This window comes from Streptomyces sp. MCA2 (assembly GCF_023544705.1).
Taxonomy (GTDB): Bacteria; Actinomycetota; Actinomycetes; order Streptomycetales; family Streptomycetaceae; genus Streptomyces; species Streptomyces decoyicus.
The window spans coordinates 33,922-49,487 of the sequence record NZ_JAMJFM010000015.1 but is presented as its reverse complement, the minus strand read 5'-3'; the positions used below and the strand labels follow the sequence as shown (position 1 = coordinate 49,487).

General features: G+C 71.2%; 10 protein-coding genes. 3 read left to right on the top strand and 7 right to left on the bottom strand.

From position 1 onward, the window contains the following. Positions 1 to 33: 33 nt before the first annotated feature. From M8I34_RS14860 to M8I34_RS14850, 3 genes are all read left to right on the top strand, one after another. A complete protein-coding gene (locus M8I34_RS14860) occupies positions 34 to 771 on the top strand; it encodes a response regulator transcription factor (RefSeq protein WP_030981810.1) in 738 nt (245 codons plus the stop codon). Continuing rightward, entirely contained in the window at positions 768 to 1,904 is a 1,137-nt protein-coding gene (locus M8I34_RS14855) for an ATP-binding protein (RefSeq protein WP_250049964.1), read from the top strand. The genes M8I34_RS14860 and M8I34_RS14855 overlap by 4 nt, the downstream gene beginning before the upstream one ends. A gap of 238 nt (positions 1,905 to 2,142) precedes the next feature. Next, a complete protein-coding gene (locus tag M8I34_RS14850; protein WP_250049963.1) occupies positions 2,143 to 5,925 on the top strand; it encodes a multifunctional oxoglutarate decarboxylase/oxoglutarate dehydrogenase thiamine pyrophosphate-binding subunit/dihydrolipoyllysine-residue succinyltransferase subunit in 3,783 nt (1,260 codons plus the stop codon). A gap of 108 nt (positions 5,926 to 6,033) precedes the next feature. Here M8I34_RS14850 and fxsT read toward each other — a convergent pair whose 3' ends face one another. The 7 genes from fxsT to M8I34_RS14815 form a co-directional block, all read right to left on the bottom strand. After that, positions 6,034 to 8,988, bottom strand: a complete 2,955-nt coding sequence (gene fxsT / locus M8I34_RS14845) for an FxSxx-COOH system tetratricopeptide repeat protein (protein ID WP_250050031.1) — start codon at positions 8,986 to 8,988, stop codon at positions 6,034 to 6,036. 935 nt (positions 8,989 to 9,923) lie between these two features. Beyond that, positions 9,924 to 10,892, bottom strand: coding sequence for a hypothetical protein (locus M8I34_RS14840; protein ID WP_250049962.1), 969 nt, complete (start codon positions 10,890 to 10,892; stop codon positions 9,924 to 9,926). Next, the gene (locus M8I34_RS14835; RefSeq protein ID WP_250049961.1) at positions 10,889 to 11,881 is read right to left on the bottom strand and encodes an AAA family ATPase; all 993 of its coding nucleotides are present in this window, start codon (positions 11,879 to 11,881) and stop codon (positions 10,889 to 10,891) included. Before M8I34_RS14835 ends, M8I34_RS14840 begins: the two co-directional genes overlap by 4 nt. Before the next feature lie 5 nt (positions 11,882 to 11,886). Next, the gene (locus M8I34_RS14830) at positions 11,887 to 13,167 is read right to left on the bottom strand and encodes a toll/interleukin-1 receptor domain-containing protein (RefSeq protein WP_250049960.1); all 1,281 of its coding nucleotides are present in this window, start codon (positions 13,165 to 13,167) and stop codon (positions 11,887 to 11,889) included. Next, entirely contained in the window at positions 13,164 to 14,048 is an 885-nt protein-coding gene (locus M8I34_RS14825; RefSeq protein ID WP_250049959.1) for a DUF4231 domain-containing protein, read from the bottom strand. Before M8I34_RS14825 ends, M8I34_RS14830 begins: the two co-directional genes overlap by 4 nt. A 63-nt stretch (positions 14,049 to 14,111) precedes the next feature. Beyond that, positions 14,112 to 15,332, bottom strand: a complete 1,221-nt coding sequence (locus M8I34_RS14820; RefSeq protein ID WP_250049958.1) for an FxsB family cyclophane-forming radical SAM/SPASM peptide maturase — start codon at positions 15,330 to 15,332, stop codon at positions 14,112 to 14,114. Positions 15,333 to 15,340: 8 nt separating this feature from the next. Next, positions 15,341 to 15,547 (bottom strand): YxD-tail cyclophane-containing RiPP peptide, encoded by a 207-nt coding sequence (locus M8I34_RS14815; RefSeq protein ID WP_250049957.1) that lies wholly within the window; start codon positions 15,545 to 15,547, stop codon positions 15,341 to 15,343. Positions 15,548 to 15,566: the final 19 nt, after the last annotated feature.

Sequence of the window (15,566 nt, the reverse complement as noted above, 5' to 3'; positions counted from 1 at the left end):
TACGCGACCACGCAGGGGATGCAGGGGCGGGCGATGGACCAGACTCAGACAACGCAGGGCGGCACCGCCGCCACGCCGGGCGCCCAGCGCCGGGTACTGGTCGTGGAGGACGACCCGACGATCGTCGAGGCCATCGCGGCGCGGCTGCGCGCCGAGGGCTTCCAGGTGCAGACGGCCACCGACGGCCCGGCCGCGGTGGAGACCGCCGAGGCCTGGCAGCCGGATCTGCTGGTCCTCGATGTGATGCTGCCGGGCTTCGACGGCCTGGAGGTGTGCCGCCGGGTCCAGGCCCAGCGGCCGGTGCCGGTGATGATGCTCACCGCCCGGGACGACGAGACCGACATGCTGGTGGGCCTCGGCGTCGGCGCGGACGACTACATGACCAAGCCGTTCTCGATGCGCGAGCTGGCCGCCCGGGTGCATGTGCTGCTGCGCCGGGTCGAGCGCGCCGCGCTGGCCGCGCACACCCCGCGCACCGGCATTCTGCGGCTGGGCGAGCTGGAGATCGACCACGCCCAGCGCCGGGTGCGGGTGCGCGGCTCGGACGTCCATCTGACGCCCACCGAGTTCGATCTGCTGGTCTGCCTGGCGAACACCCCGCGCGCGGTGCTCTCCCGTGAGCAGCTGCTGGCCGAGGTGTGGGACTGGGCGGACGCCTCCGGGACCCGTACGGTCGACAGCCACATCAAGGCGCTGCGCCGCAAGATCGGCGCCGAGCGCATCCGTACGGTCCATGGTGTCGGCTACGCCCTGGAGACCCCGGCCGCATGACGCGGCGGTGGTGGCGGACGCCCGCGCAGGCACTGTGGCAGCGGGTCTGGGAGGGCCTGCGCCCGCTGGACCCGTACCGCTCGGTGAAGGCCGCGCTCGGGGCGCTGGTCAGCGTCTCGGTGATCATCACGACGCTGCTGGTGTTCGTCGCCATGCACTCGGCGACCGAGCTGCGGGTGATCACGATCTTCTCGATCATCGCCTCGCTGCTGATCACCCAGTTCGTGGCCAACAGCCTGACCGCTCCGCTCGACGAGATGACCGATGTCACCCGGTCGATGGCGCACGGCAACTACAGCCGCCGGGTCCGCTCGGAGCGCCGGGACGAGTTCGGTGACCTGGCGAACGCCTTCAACCGGATGGCGGCCGACCTGGAAGCGGTGGACACCCATCGCAAGGAGCTGGTCGCCAATGTCTCGCACGAGCTGCGCACCCCGATCGCGGCACTCCGGGCCGTCCTGGAGAACGTCGTCGACGGGGTCAGCGAGCCGGACCCGGAGACGATGCGGACGGCGCTGAAGCAGACGGAGCGGCTGGGCCGCCTCGTCGAGCACCTCCTGGACCTGTCCCGGCTGGACAACGGGGTGGTGCCGCTGCACGCCCGGCGCTTCGAGGTCTGGCCGTACCTGTCCGGGGTGCTCAAGGAGGCCAATATGAGCCGCGGCGCCTCCACGCTGTCGGGGCTGTCGGGGGCCGCCGGCTCCGGCACCCACACCCGTACGGACGTCCACCTCCACCTCGATGTCTCGCCGCCGGAGCTGACCGCGCACGCGGACGCCGAGCGGCTGCACCAGGTCGTGGCCAACCTCATCGACAACGCGATCAAGCACAGCCCGCGGCACGGCCGGGTCACGGTGCATGCGCGGCGCGGCGAGGGGCCGGGGAGCCTGGAGCTGGACGTACAGGACGAGGGGCCCGGCATCCCCGAGTCGGAGCGCTACCGGGTCTTCGAACGGTTCAACCGTGGCGGCCCGGCGCCCTCGGGCCCCGGCTCCGACGGCGGGACGGGCCTGGGCCTGGCGATCGCGCGCTGGGCGGTGGATCTGCACGGCGGACGCATCGGCGTGGCCGAATCTGCACGTGGTTGCCGGATCCGGGTCACTCTTCCGGGGTTGGAGTCAGCTCGAAGCTGACGGCCGCTGACGTAGGGTCGGTAGTGGAAGCACTCACTCCGCGGGTGCCACGGCGATGCCCCCTACCCGCGTGCAGGCAAACATCGTGTGTTTCCCGCCAAGTCATGCCCCGAAACCCCTCCGGGAATGTGACGTACACGACGAGTGCCCCTCCCGGCCTGCATCCGGGGTCACAACAGGCGTAGCCTTTATTCCCGCTGTCCACCACCTTAGGAAGCGGAAGAGGGCGGTTGCCGCCGTGTCGCTACAGTCCCCCAACAGCTCGAGCATCTCGACCGACCAAGAGGGGCAGGGAAAGAACCCTGCCGCCGCGTTCGGTCCCAATGAGTGGCTCGTCGACGAGATCTACCAGCAGTACCTCCAGGACCCGAACTCGGTAGACCGAGCCTGGTGGGACTTCTTCGCCGACTACAAGCCGGGCGGCGCCACCGCGCCGAGCCAGCCGGCGGAGGGCTCCGCCCCCGCTCCGGCGGCTCCGGCGCAGTCGTCCCCGGCGGCGCCCGCCGCAGCCGAGCCGAAGCCAGCCGCCGAGCCGGCCACCCCGGCGAAGCCGGCCGCGAGTGCTCCGGCCCCGGCCAAGGCCGCGCCGGCGAAGTCCGCGCCGGCCAAGCCGGCCGCCAAGGCCCCTCAGAAGGCCGACGGCGAGGTCACTGCCGGTCCTGAGTTCGTCACCCTGCGCGGCCCGTCGGCCGCCGTTGCGAAGAACATGAACGCCTCCCTGGAGCTGCCGACGGCCACGTCCGTCCGCGCGGTCCCGGTGAAGCTGCTCTTCGACAACCGCATCGTGATCAACAACCACCTCAAGCGCGCCCGTGGCGGGAAGGTCTCCTTCACCCACCTCATCGGGTACGCGATGGTGCAGGCCCTCAAGGCCATGCCGTCGATGAACCACTCCTTCGCGGAGAAGGACGGCAAGCCGACGCTGGTCAAGCCCGAGCACATCAACCTCGGTCTGGCCATCGACCTGGTGAAGCCGAACGGCGACCGCCAGCTCGTCGTCGCCGCCATCAAGAAGGCCGAGACGCTGACCTTCTTCGAGTTCTGGCAGGCCTACGAGGACATCGTCCGCCGGGCCCGCGACAACAAGCTGACGATGGACGACTTCACCGGAGTCACCGCGTCGCTGACGAACCCGGGCGGCATCGGCACCGTGCACTCCGTGCCGCGCCTGATGCCCGGCCAGTCCATGATCATGGGCGTCGGCGCGATGGACTACCCCGCGGAGTTCCAGGGCACCTCCCAGGACGCCCTGAACAAGCTGGGTGTCTCCAAGGTCATGACGCTGACCAGCACCTATGACCACCGCGTGATCCAGGGCGCCGCCTCCGGCGAGTTCCTGCGCATCATGAGCCAGCTGCTGCTCGGCGGCAACGAATTCTTCGACGACATCTTCAAGTCGCTGCGGATTCCGTACGAGCCGGTCCGCTGGCTGCGCGACATCGACGCCTCGCACGACGACGACGTCACCAAGGCCGCGCGGGTCTTCGAGCTGATCCACTCCTACCGGGTCCGCGGCCACGTCATGGCCGACACCGACCCGCTGGAGTACCACCAGCGCAAGCACCCCGACCTCGACATCACCGAGCACGGGCTCACCCTGTGGGACCTGGAGCGCGAGTTCGCGGTCGGCGGCTTCTCCGGCAAGTCCATGATGAAGCTGCGCGACATCCTGGGCGTGCTGCGCGACTCGTACTGCCGCACCACCGGCATCGAGTTCATGCACATCCAGGACCCCAAGCAGCGCCAGTGGATCCAGGACCGGGTCGAGCGCTCGCACAAGTCGCCCGAGCGCGAGGAGCAGCTGCGCATCCTGCGCCGACTGAACTCCGCCGAGGCGTTCGAGACGTTCCTCCAGACGAAGTACGTCGGCCAGAAGCGCTTCTCGCTGGAGGGCGGCGAGTCCGTCATCCCGCTGCTGGACGCGGTCATCGACTCCGCGGCCGAGTCGCGCCTGGACGAGGTCGTCATCGGCATGGCCCACCGCGGCCGCCTCAACGTCCTCGCCAACATCGTCGGCAAGTCGTACGCGCAGATCTTCCGCGAGTTCGAGGGCAACCTCGACCCGAAGTCGATGCACGGCTCCGGCGACGTGAAGTACCACCTGGGCGCCGAGGGCACCTTCACCGGTCTCGACGGCGAGCAGATCAAGGTCTCGCTGGCCGCGAACCCCTCCCACCTGGAGGCCGTCGACCCGATCGTCGAGGGCATCGCGCGCGCCAAGCAGGACATCATCAACAAGGGCGGCACGGACTTCACGGTCCTGCCGATCCAGCTGCACGGTGACGCGGCGTTCGCCGGCCAGGGCGTGGTCGCGGAGACGCTGAACATGTCCCAGCTGCGCGGCTACCGCACCGGCGGCACGGTGCACGTCGTCATCAACAACCAGGTCGGCTTCACCGCCGCCCCGGAGTCGTCGCGTTCGTCCATGTACGCCACCGACGTGGCCCGCATGATCGAGGCGCCGATCTTCCACGTGAACGGCGACGACCCCGAGGCCGTCGTCCGCGTTGCCCGTCTGGCTTTCGAATTCCGCCAGGCGTTCAACAAGGACGTCGTCATCGACCTGATCTGCTACCGCCGCCGCGGTCACAACGAGTCCGACAACCCGGCCTTCACCCAGCCGCTGATGTACGACCTGATCGACAAGAAGCGCTCGGTGCGCAAGCTTTACACCGAGTCCCTCATCGGTCGCGGCGACATCACGCTGGAAGAGGCCGAGCAGGCGCTCCAGGACTTCCAGGGCCAGCTGGAGAAGGTCTTCACCGAGGTCCGCGACGCCACGACGGCCCCGGTGGCCCCCGAGGTGCCGCAGCCCAAGGCCGAGTTCCCGGTCTACGTGGACACCGCGATCTCCCAGGAGGTCGTCAAGCGGATCGCCGAGTCGCAGGTCAACATCCCCGAGCGGGTCACCGTCCACCCGCGGCTGCTGCCCCAGCTCCAGCGCCGCGCGGCCCAGGTCGAGGACAACACCATCGACTGGGGCATGGGCGAGACCCTCGCCGTCGGCTCGCTGCTGATGGAGGGCACCCCGGTCCGGCTCGCCGGCCAGGACTCCCGCCGCGGCACGTTCGGCCAGCGTCACGCGGTCCTGATCGACCGTGCGACCGGCGACGACTACACCCCGCTGCTCTACCTCTCCGAGGACCAGGCCCGCTTCAACGTCTACGACTCGCTGCTCAGCGAGTACGCGGCGATGGGCTTCGAGTACGGCTACTCGCTGGCCCGCCCGGAGGCGCTGGTCATGTGGGAGGCGCAGTTCGGTGACTTCGTCAACGGCGCCCAGACGGTCGTCGACGAGTTCATCTCCTCGGCGGAGCAGAAGTGGGGCCAGACGTCCGGCGTCACCCTGCTGCTCCCGCACGGCTACGAGGGCCAGGGCCCGGACCACTCCTCGGCCCGGATCGAGCGCTTCCTCCAGCTGTGCGCGCAGAACAACATGACGGTCGCCGCGCCGACCCTGCCGTCGAACTACTTCCACCTGCTGCGCTGGCAGGTCCACAACCCGCACCACAAGCCGCTGGTCGTCTTCACCCCGAAGTCGATGCTGCGTCTGAAGGCCGCGGCGTCGAAGACGGAAGAGTTCACGACGGGCGGCTTCCGCCCCGTCATCGGCGACTCCACGGTCAAGGCCGAGGATGTCCGCAAGGTCATCTTCTGCTCCGGCAAGGTCTACTACGACCTGGAGGCCGAGCGCGAGAAGCGCGGCGCGAACGACACCGCGATCGTCCGCATCGAGCGTCTCTACCCGCTTCCCGGCAAGGAGCTCCAGGCGGAGATCGCCAAGTTCCCGAACGCCGAGAAGTACCTGTGGACCCAGGAAGAGCCGGCGAACCAGGGTGCGTGGCCGTTCCTCGGCCTCAACCTGATCGACCACCTCGACCTGGCCGTCGGCGCCGATGTCCCGCACGGCGAGCGCCTGCGCCGCATCTCGCGGCCGCACTCCTCGTCGCCGGCCGTCGGCTCCGCCAAGCGCCACCAGGCAGAGCAGGCACAGCTGGTCGCGGAGGCCTTCGACGCGTAGGCGTCCGGGCCGCCGGAGCACCGGTGGATAGGTGAAGTGAAGGGCCTGTTCCCGCGGTTGCGGGGACAGGCCCTTCGCCGTGCCGGTGGCAGCTCGGCGGGGCTGCGGTCAGAAGGGCTGCGGCTCGAAGTCCCAGGTGGGGCGCCGGCGCCGGCGGGCGGACAGCGTCTGCGGGTGTGCCCCGCCCAGGGTCTCGGCCAGCTGCCGCAGCACCTCCTCCTCCAGCTTCGCGGCCCGTGGGGTGTCGCGCAGCGCGCGCAGATCGTCCGCGAGCGCCACTTTGGCCGCCAGGGTCAACGGATGGGTCTCACCCAGCGCTTCCCTTGCCCGCCGCAGGGTGTCCTCGCCCAGGGCCGCCGCGCTTTCCGCCTCACCGGTGAGGCGGAAAGCGCCACCCGCGTTCAGGGCACAGCCCAGGGCCCACGGGTGGGCGGGGCCCATGGCCCGTTCCATGCCGCTCAGCGCCCGCTCCGTCATCTGAAGCCCCGCACGGTGGTCTCCGGTCTCCCCCAGTACGAGGCCGAGGTTGCCCAGGGTGCCCACCGTGTAGGGGTGATCCTCACCGAGCAGGTCACGGTAGCTGGTGGCGACCGTCTCAGCGGCCTCCAGCGCCGGCTCCAGGTCCGCGCCCTCCCGCAGTGACACCACACGGTCCGCCTCCACCATCAGCGTCTCCGGGTGTCTCGCTCCGTGCACCAGGCGGCAGCGCCCCGCGACGTCCGCGAGCAGGGCGTCGGCCCGGCCCCCGCCATGGAGGCGCCGCAGGCACAGCGCAAGCCCGTGCTCGGCGCGCAGGGTCTGCGGATGATGCAGACCCATCACCTGCTCGTGCAGCCGTGCGGTCACCTCCTGCCGGGACGCGGCCTCCTGGTACCGGCCGACGAGGCGCAGCGCATGCGCATGGGACGTGGCGGCGTTGAGGGTCAGCGGATCGGTGGCCTGGAGCTCGCGCTCCCTGATCTCCAGCACCTCGTGGTGGGTGGCCAGGGACTCCTGGTAGCGGCCCAGCAGCCCCAGTGCGACCCCGTAGTTGCTGCGCGAGGACACCGCGCGCGGAGCCCGTGCGCCCAGCAGCACCGCGTACGACTGCCAGACCTCGGCGAAGAGTGCACAGGCCCTGTCGTACGAGCCCAGCGCCATGAGGGTGCCGGCCAGTCCGTCCTTGGCCCGCAGCAGATCGGCGTCATCGTCGGCCCGCTCGGCAGTCAGCTCGTCCACGATCGCGCCGCCGACCGCCTCCGCCTCGCGATATCGGCCCAACCGCCGCAGCATATTGGCGTGTTGATGGGTCAGCACCAGCATCGTGCGCTGCATCGGTGCCGGCCTGCTCCGCCAATGGGCCATGAACCGCTCGCACAGCCGCAGCCCCATGTCGTACTCGCCGCGCACCCGGAGGTACTCGACGCAGTTGACGACCAGCCCCTGGACCGAGGGCTCCGATGTCTCCAGGGCCCCGGCCGGCTCCAGATGCTCGATCAGGTCGGCATAACGCTCCCAGGTCAGGGTGTCGCCGGGGTTCTGCGGATCGGCGGAGACCAGCACCCGGCAGGCCGCCGCGGACAGCGCGTCCCGCTCCTCCTCCACCAAGTCGCTGCGCAGGAAGCGGTGGTAGAGCCGGTGCATCTGCACGGTCACCACTCCGGGCCGCGACGCCTGTCCCTCCGTCAGGCGTACGGCGGTGGATTCGGTCAGCCGCCGCAGGGCCGTGTTCCAGCTGATCGGCTCGGCCGCGAGATCGGCCAGATACCCGGGCAGATCGGTACGCCGGGCCTTGATCAGCAGCGACACGGGGATCGCGTCGGGAGCGAAGAAAGCGAACAGCTTGAGCAGTTCGACAGCGGCGGGGCTGCGCTCGCGCAGGGTGTTGAGGGTGATGGCCCAACTGGTCTGGAAGGCCATCGGGTAGTCGGTGGAGATGCGGATCCCGACCAGACTCGGCTCGCCCCGGCGGATCAGCTCGATGTACTCCCGCGGCGACAACGGGTTGGCGTCCAGCCAGGCCGCGGTCTGGGCCAGCAGCAGCGGCAGGTCCTGCACGGCCGCCGAGAGGTCGTCCGCGTCCCTCGGCGTCAGCCGCGGGGCCCGCCGCCGCGCGTAGCCGACGCTCTCGAAGCGGGTGAACGACGGCACCTCGATCTCCTGGGCGCCGCCGGAGCCCGACCAGTCCCGGCTCAGCGTCGTGATCAGGACATGGCCCGGGCCGCCGGGGACCAGTTCCTCGATCTGCTCCATGTCGTCGGCGCTGTCGAAGATCAGCAGCCAGCGGCGGTAGGGGCGCCCCGCACGCAGCGCCTCGTGCACCGCCCGGATCCGGTCACCGATCCCCTGCCCCACGGGCAGCCCGAGCCGGGAGGCCAGCTCCGCCAGCTGCTCGCGCGCCGCACCGCGGTTCGTGGCGCTGATCCACCACACCACGTCGTAGTCGTTGCCGAACCGGTGGGCGTACTCGGCCGCGATCTGGCTCTTGCCGACACCGGAGATGCCGTACAGCGCGAGACGGGTCTCCACCAGGGGCGAGCGTCCGGCGGAGCGCGCCAGCTTCCCGTACATCTCCTCCAGCACACCGTCGCGGCCGGTGAAACGGTTGTTGCGGCGGGGGATGTTCCAGACCTCGGGGGGATCGTCCGGGAAACGTGGTGCGCTGGACGCCTCCTCGTCGACGGCCCGGCCGGACGGGGCGATGCCCAGCCGGTCCAGCACCCGGCGGCCGGCCTCGTCGGCGTCCACGGCCCGCAGGTCGACAGGGCGCAGCACGGCGGCCGTGGTGGGCAAGGGCTGGGTGGCCACGCTCACCGCCGCGAACCGGTCGGCGTGCGGTGGGACCACCTCGCGCAGTGCGGCCGTCCACTCCTCCTGCGAGCGGGTCCCCAGCCGGAAATACCAGTCGTCCAGCACCATCAGCAGCCGGCCCTCGGCGCTCAGCAGCCCCGACAGCTCGTCCACCAGGGCGGCGTCCGGCTGTGGATCCCAGCGCAGCATCGTCGTGACCTGCCCCCGCCGCTCCAGCTGATGGGCGAGCCAGGCCGCCCACGGCCTGGCGAAGCCCGCATAGCTGATCGTGATGTCGCTGCGGGCCGCGCGGAGGTCAGGGGCTCCGGACGTACGGGTGGCACCGGGCGTCCGCGCGGCCCCGGGCACCGCCGCGGACCGCTCCGTGGCCGCCGGGATCTCGTAGACCGCCCCGTCGCCGCCGACCAGCTGCACACTGTGCTGTCCGACCCAGGCGCGGACCGTCTCCCCGGCACCGATGAGCAGGGTGCGGGTGCCGTACGCGGTGACCAGGTCGACCACCCGTGGCTCACTGTCCGGAACCGTGACGGCGCAGGCGCCCGGCCGGTCGGCGACCGCGCCCAACAGCAGGTGGGTGCTGGTCCGGACGAGATGCAGCCGGGTCTCCGGAAGGTGGTCCGCGATGATCTCCACATCGGAGCGGGTGAGCTGCCGGGGCCTCGGGGGCTGCGGCCCGCCGTCCGTCAGCTGCGCGGCGGAGACCGACGCGAGCTGCCAGGCCGTCGTCGTCCGGCGCACCTCCTCCGGGAGGCGCTCCCAGGCCCCCGCGAACCAGCGCGCGATGCCGCCGCGGCCCTCCTCGACGAGCGCCCGTAGCGCGGGGCGCAGCGTACGGTCGATCCCTTCCTCGGCATCGGCCCCGCCGCGCAGCGCCTGCCAGACGGCATGCTCCTCGGCGAGCAGCGCGGGCGAGAGATCACGGTGGACCCGCTCGACGACGTCCCAGAGGCCGTGCACCGCGCTGCCCGGCGCAGCAGCATCCAGCCGCTGCGCGAGGTCCGCCCGCAGACCGGGCAGCAGATCCTCCCGCAGCGTGATGGAGCCGAAGCTGCGGTTGCCGACCAGCCCGCCGAACCACAGGTCGGTCTCGGCGCCGACGTCCAGCCGCGGGGCGACGGTCAGCCGTACGGCCCGCAGGAGTTCGGGTTCGATACGGGTCGCGATGCTCAGCAGCACGGCGAGTTCGCGGGCGGGCCGCCGCGGGCCGCTCACCGCCGCGCTCCCATCACCTTGCTGACGGTCGTACCGCGGTCCCAGGCGACGACGGGGAGGAGAGGGCGCCGACTCCTGGACCACAGGCGCTCGGGCAGCGGGACGAAGGCGATCGCCTCGCACCCGCCCCGGCGGATGGCGCCGACGGTCGCCTCCCATTCCGCGCCGGTCCCCCGCCAGGGGTTGAAGAGCGGGCCGCCCGCCCCGAGGTCGGACAGGATCAGTACCTGCGTACCGGGCCGTGGCGGGCGGTACGGCTGCCAGCTGCCGCGGGAGCCGGTCCCGGCACCGCGGGCCGGCACGTCTGCAAAACGCAGCACCTGTGTGCCCGCGGCGCCGACAACCGCCCGCACCCGGGCGATCACATCCTCGACGTCCCGGGCGAACGGCTCCATGGAGACCGAGACGTCGGCGAGGATCTGCACGCCGTGGCGCAGTGTGGGCAGCGGCCGGCGGGGGATCTCCGTCAGCGGACGGGCCTGCGCGATCTGTTCCGCGGCCCGGTCGAAGTCCAGCTCGCCCTCCATGGCGATCCTGGCCAGTGCCGTGCGCAGCAGGGCCGCCGTGGAGCGCGGCGCGAACAACGGCATATGGGGCGGCGGTTCGGACCGGCCGGCGTCCCGGGGCGCGGCTAAGGCGTCGACCGTCCAGCTGAAGGCGCGCGGAGCGGTCCGCTCCACCGGGGCCAGCAGTCGCACCTCGCCCTCGCCGGCCGGTGCCGCACCACGGCCGGCGGGATCGGCGGCGGGGTTGCCGGGTTCGGCGGTGGCCTCCTCGTCGTCGACGGGCTCCTCGTCCGCGGCCGGGGGCGGCTGCGGCGCACGGCGGTGCCCCACGGGCGGCGCCGTGGTGGCCGCGCCGCCCAGACCCAGCAGGGCGGCGAGCCTCTCCCATTCCTCGTCGGTGGACACCCCGAGCTCCCGCGCGGCCCGCACCAGGTCCCCCAGCCAGGCCTCGCCCCTCACACCAGGCCCCCGGTGGCCTGTTGCCGCTTGACCAGGAGCAGGGGGACCAGCCGCCGCCATGATGCCGAGCCGGGGCGGATGTCCAGGGCGCGGCAGGCACGGACGGCATCGAGGTATTCGGCGGTGCTCGGACTGCGGACGCCGTCGGCGGCCGCCTGCGCCCGTACCTTCATCAGCTCGTGCGCAATGGTCTCCGCCAGCTCCCGGTCCTTGCTGCCGACGCCGCCGGGCCATTGCGCGATATGCGCGGTGGCGATGCGCACCAGCAGGTCCTCGCCGTGCTCGGTGAGGGTGAGGTCGACACACCGGCGCTTGAAGGCGTGCGGCAGCTCCCTCTCCTCGTTGGTGGTGATGACGATGAGGTGCCGTGCCCGCTCCGTCTCCACCGGCCGCCGGGGAGCCTCCGTGCTGATCTCCGCGCCCGTCTCGATCACCCTGAACCGGTGCGAACCGAGCGGTACGAGCAGACTGTTGGGAACGTCGGGCTCGGCCTTGTCGATCTCGTCGATGAGGACGACGGCACAGTCCGGGTCGCGTCCCTGGTTGACCTCTTCGAACGGGTCCTTGCAGTCGGCGCCCCGTCGGCCGCCGGCCGCACGTCCGCGGCGGCGGGCGGACTCCGGCGCCAGCGCCCACCAGAGCACCCCCGGCTGGACGTAGGCGGCGTCGTCGCGTACCTGTCCACGGGGCCGCGGCACCTGGGCATCGCCCAGGCGTCGCACGCTGTCGTAGCTCCACAGCAGGTCCCGGGGCTGGGTGCGGTAGGTGACGACGTGTTCGTAGTAGCGCCAGTTGCGCAGCCGGGCCACCCGGGGCGCGAGCGAGGACTTCCCCGAGCCGGGCAGGCCGCTCAGCAGCAGTGGCCTGCCGGTGGCCAGCGCCACCTCGACGGCGAACTCGATCTCCTCCGACATCACATAGACCAGGCCGTCGCTGCGGTCCGGTGTGTCGAGCCCGCCCGCCATGTCGGCCGGGCGCTCTTCGGGCATATCCGTCACGGTCTTCTCCAGCCTCCGGAGACGGACGGGCCGGTGTCCCGTCGCTCGGTCATCCGCCGCGCTTCGCGCACGGCGAGCTGCTCATCATCGGCTCCGAACGGAGGGTCCAGCAGGAACGCCTCCCGCAGCCTGCCGGGCCACTGCTCGCGCGGGGCGATGGGCTGCGGCGGAATGAGCAGGATGTGCAGCCAGGCGATCCGGTCGTGCATCCAGGAGACGACCCGCTCGGCCTGCTCCAGGGTGCAGCGCCGGGCGTCGAGGATCAGATACGAGCTGCGCCCCCGTTCCTCGACCGCGTCCTCCCACCGGTCCTGCTGATGCATGCCCAGCAGATGCTTCACAGCCCGCTCGCACTCCGCCCGCAGGGCGGCCTCCTCGTCCTCCTCCCCCAGGTTCCCCAGGCCTGCCACGGTGTAGAGGTACTTGCTGGAGTCCACGCAGTAGGCACGGCTGAGGTAGTACGTCCCGGTGTCGGGGTTGCGGACGTTCAGCACCACGGTCCGTCGGCCCGCCGGCTCCCCGGTCGGCAGCACATGCCGTGCGGAGTCCGCGTCCACCCACACCGGCAGGGTCAGGGTGACCAGGTGCCCGAGGGGCACCTCGTCCATGTGGTACCTGATCGTTTCGATGACCCTGCCGAGGCGGACGACTTCGTGGGTATGGAGCATCTGGGCGGCGAGGAAACCGTGACCGGCCACCGGCGCGGCGATCCTTGCCACGTCCTCCGGTGGCAGATCGAGCGCCTCCCCGAACTTCGTCAGCCGCTCCGGCGTCCAGACCTGTCTCAGCTGGGCCGCGATGTTGTCCACCCAGTCACCGACCACATCACCGCCCCAACGCTCGGACACCTCGGGGAAGTTGGCGGTGATCGCCGCCGCCTCCTGGGCGGGCGCCACGCCCTGCCGCGGCGGCCGCGCCGCCTGGAGCGCGCCCAGTTCACGCAGCCGTGAGGTGCTCAGCTCCCGTGCCGTCACCCCGCCCACGAGAGCCGGCACCACGTGCAGCGACGGGTTGAAAAAGCGCCGCCACATGAGGAGCGAGGCTTCCTTGTGCACCCAGTCCGACGCGAGAGCATCCCGGTTCACCAGGAAGATGGCGGCCTTGCACTCCGCCAGCCAGTGATAGACCCGCGCCCGCCACTCCTCGCCGTCCGCGAGTCCCTCGACATCCACGAGCACGTCATAGCCACGCTGCCGGAGGTCCGCGGCCACCCGCTGCCTGACCTCACGGGTGTAGGGGTCGGCCTTGGAGCTGTGGCTGATGAAGACTTTGATCACCCTTGGTTCTGCCCCTGTTCCACCGTCCACTTCGCCATCCAGCCCTCGTTCTGGATCGAAATGATGTGTTCTCCGCGCTCCGCGAGGCGCTGCGCCTCCTCCTCCGTACGCCCGCCGTCGGTCCATTGTTGGATCAGCCGGTCGAGTTCGGCAGCGGTACGCGAGAACTCCATCTCCTGATAGGCGTAATTCGCCGCGGCCGCATGCGCCGTCACGGCTCCGCCCGCGGTGGCCAGAACGGGGATCCAGGCGGCGGCCTCGTCCACGGCGAAGGCGGCCGCGGCGGCCGCCAGGACGGCGGAGAGCAGCGCCAGCCCGTTCTGCGCCCGCTCCGTGGTGCGCACCTTCCGCGCCATGGCGTGCGCCTTCGGCCGGTAGTACGTGTCGAGTTGGGAGGCCAGCCGCCCGGTGACATAGGAGTCGGCTCCGGATACGGCCGGCAGCTCGCGCCGCACGGGGTCGATGTCGCGGGTGTGGCGCGCCAGGTCCGGTGCCGCGTCCAGGAGGTGCCGGGTGCGACGGGTCAGTTCCGCCGCGTCGTCAGCACCGCCGTCCTGCCCGTACGGCCCCAGGCCGGCGAGATACAGGTAGGTCTCGCTCTTGAGCGCTTCCGAGACCGAGCGCACCCGCACCCACTCGGCCAGCCGCTGGGCCGATGTCCGTCTCAGGGTGTACGGAATGAGCGCCGCCGCGACGAGCGAAAGGAACGCGGTGACTCTGCCCAACTCCAGCAGGACCGGCATGAGTTGTGAGGAGCCCACACCGAGGACGGCAGCCGTGAGACCGAGCAGCAGGCCTTGGCTGCGGGACCGGTCCACCGAGGCCTTGAGGGCATTCGCCGTCTGTGACCAGATGCTCTGCGTCCGCCAGACACGGGACACCGCCGTTCTGTCGCCTGTTCCCCCGGACACGGCCATCCCATGATGATGAGGGCACTTCACATGCTAGGCAATAAGGGCTTGTTGGAGCTTGTTGTCGACATGGCGGATAAAGGCCGCCAGGTCCGCGCAGTACACCGAGCGGTGCCGGAATCCGGTCCCCGGGCGGTAGCGATGGGCATAGTTCCCGCCACCGCACACACCGACGACCGGACATGACCGGCATGACTCCGAGAGCGCACTCAGGCCCAGCTGCCGGGCCGCCGTGCCCGGGTGGTCCAGAGCGTCGTCGAAGCTGTGGTGGGCCACATCGAGGCCCATGACCGGTGCTCCTTCATAGGCCGTCTTGAGCGAGTCGACCTGTTCCATGGCGCCGTCGGTGTCGACCACCACCGCGGCAAGGGGGGAGACGCCCATCGCCTCGGCCGCGCTCGGCACCCCGAGCAACAGCCCGATGACCTCGGTGAACAGCCGCACCCGCACGGCCGCGCGGTCGGCATCGAACCAGGAGTCGAACGCCCGGGCCAGCCAGTCGGCGTACGGGGTGGCCCGGTCGTGGGCGTGCGGGTCGGTGAGTCCCGGCGGCGGGGCCTCCCAGTTGGCATGCGGCAACAGCAGATCGAGGGCCGGCGGGGCGAAGTCCAGCAGCGAGGCGTACGTCTCGGCCGGGTCGTGCGCCAGGTCGATCGTGCACAGGATTCCCGCGTAGGCCTCCGGCCGCCCGGCCAGCAGCCGCAGCCCCCGGGTCACCGCGGTCCAGGAGGGGCGGCCGGCGTGGTCGACCCGGCTGCCGTTGTGGTGCGGCAGCCCGCCGTCGAGGCTGACACCGATGCCGATCCGGGCCGCGGCGAGTTGCTCGACGGTCCGCTCGGTGAGCAGCGTGCCGTTCGTCTGGACGCTCACCCGTACCCGGCACCGGTCCCCGACCACGTCATGGACCGCTCGCCGGACCACCGAGGCCATGTGCGTCACCGTCCGTGGACCGGACAACAGCGGTTCGCCGCCGTGCAGTTCGATCCGGATCTCGCGCAGGTCATGCGTGGCGACATGCTCCGCGATCCGGTGTGCAGTGCGCCGCAGCACCTCGTCGGTGACCCGGTTGGGCCGCGTCCGCCAGCTGCTGTCCGCACCGTTGTAGATGTAGCAGTAGGTGCACGCCAGGTTGCACCGGCTGTGCACCTTGAGCACGAACTGCCGGAACGGCACCGGCCGGACCCCGTCGCGGCGCAGGCCGGCCACGTCCAGGAGGGCGTGCGGCCATGGCGCACAGCCGTGCGGATCGGTCACGGCCCCCGTCACAAGACGATGCCCGGCCCGTCCTCGTAGTACGCGACGGCGACGGCATCGCCACGGGCCCGGTCGCTGAGCACGCTCAGCACATCCGCCAGCACCGGGTGCTCCACCCGCTGCCGCAGGGCCATCAGATCGAGCGCGCTCCGGTCGGACAGCGCGACTCCCCCGGGACCGGGCTCCGGCCGGCCGCCGTCACGAGGATCCGACACAACGCTCCCTCCAGGGAGA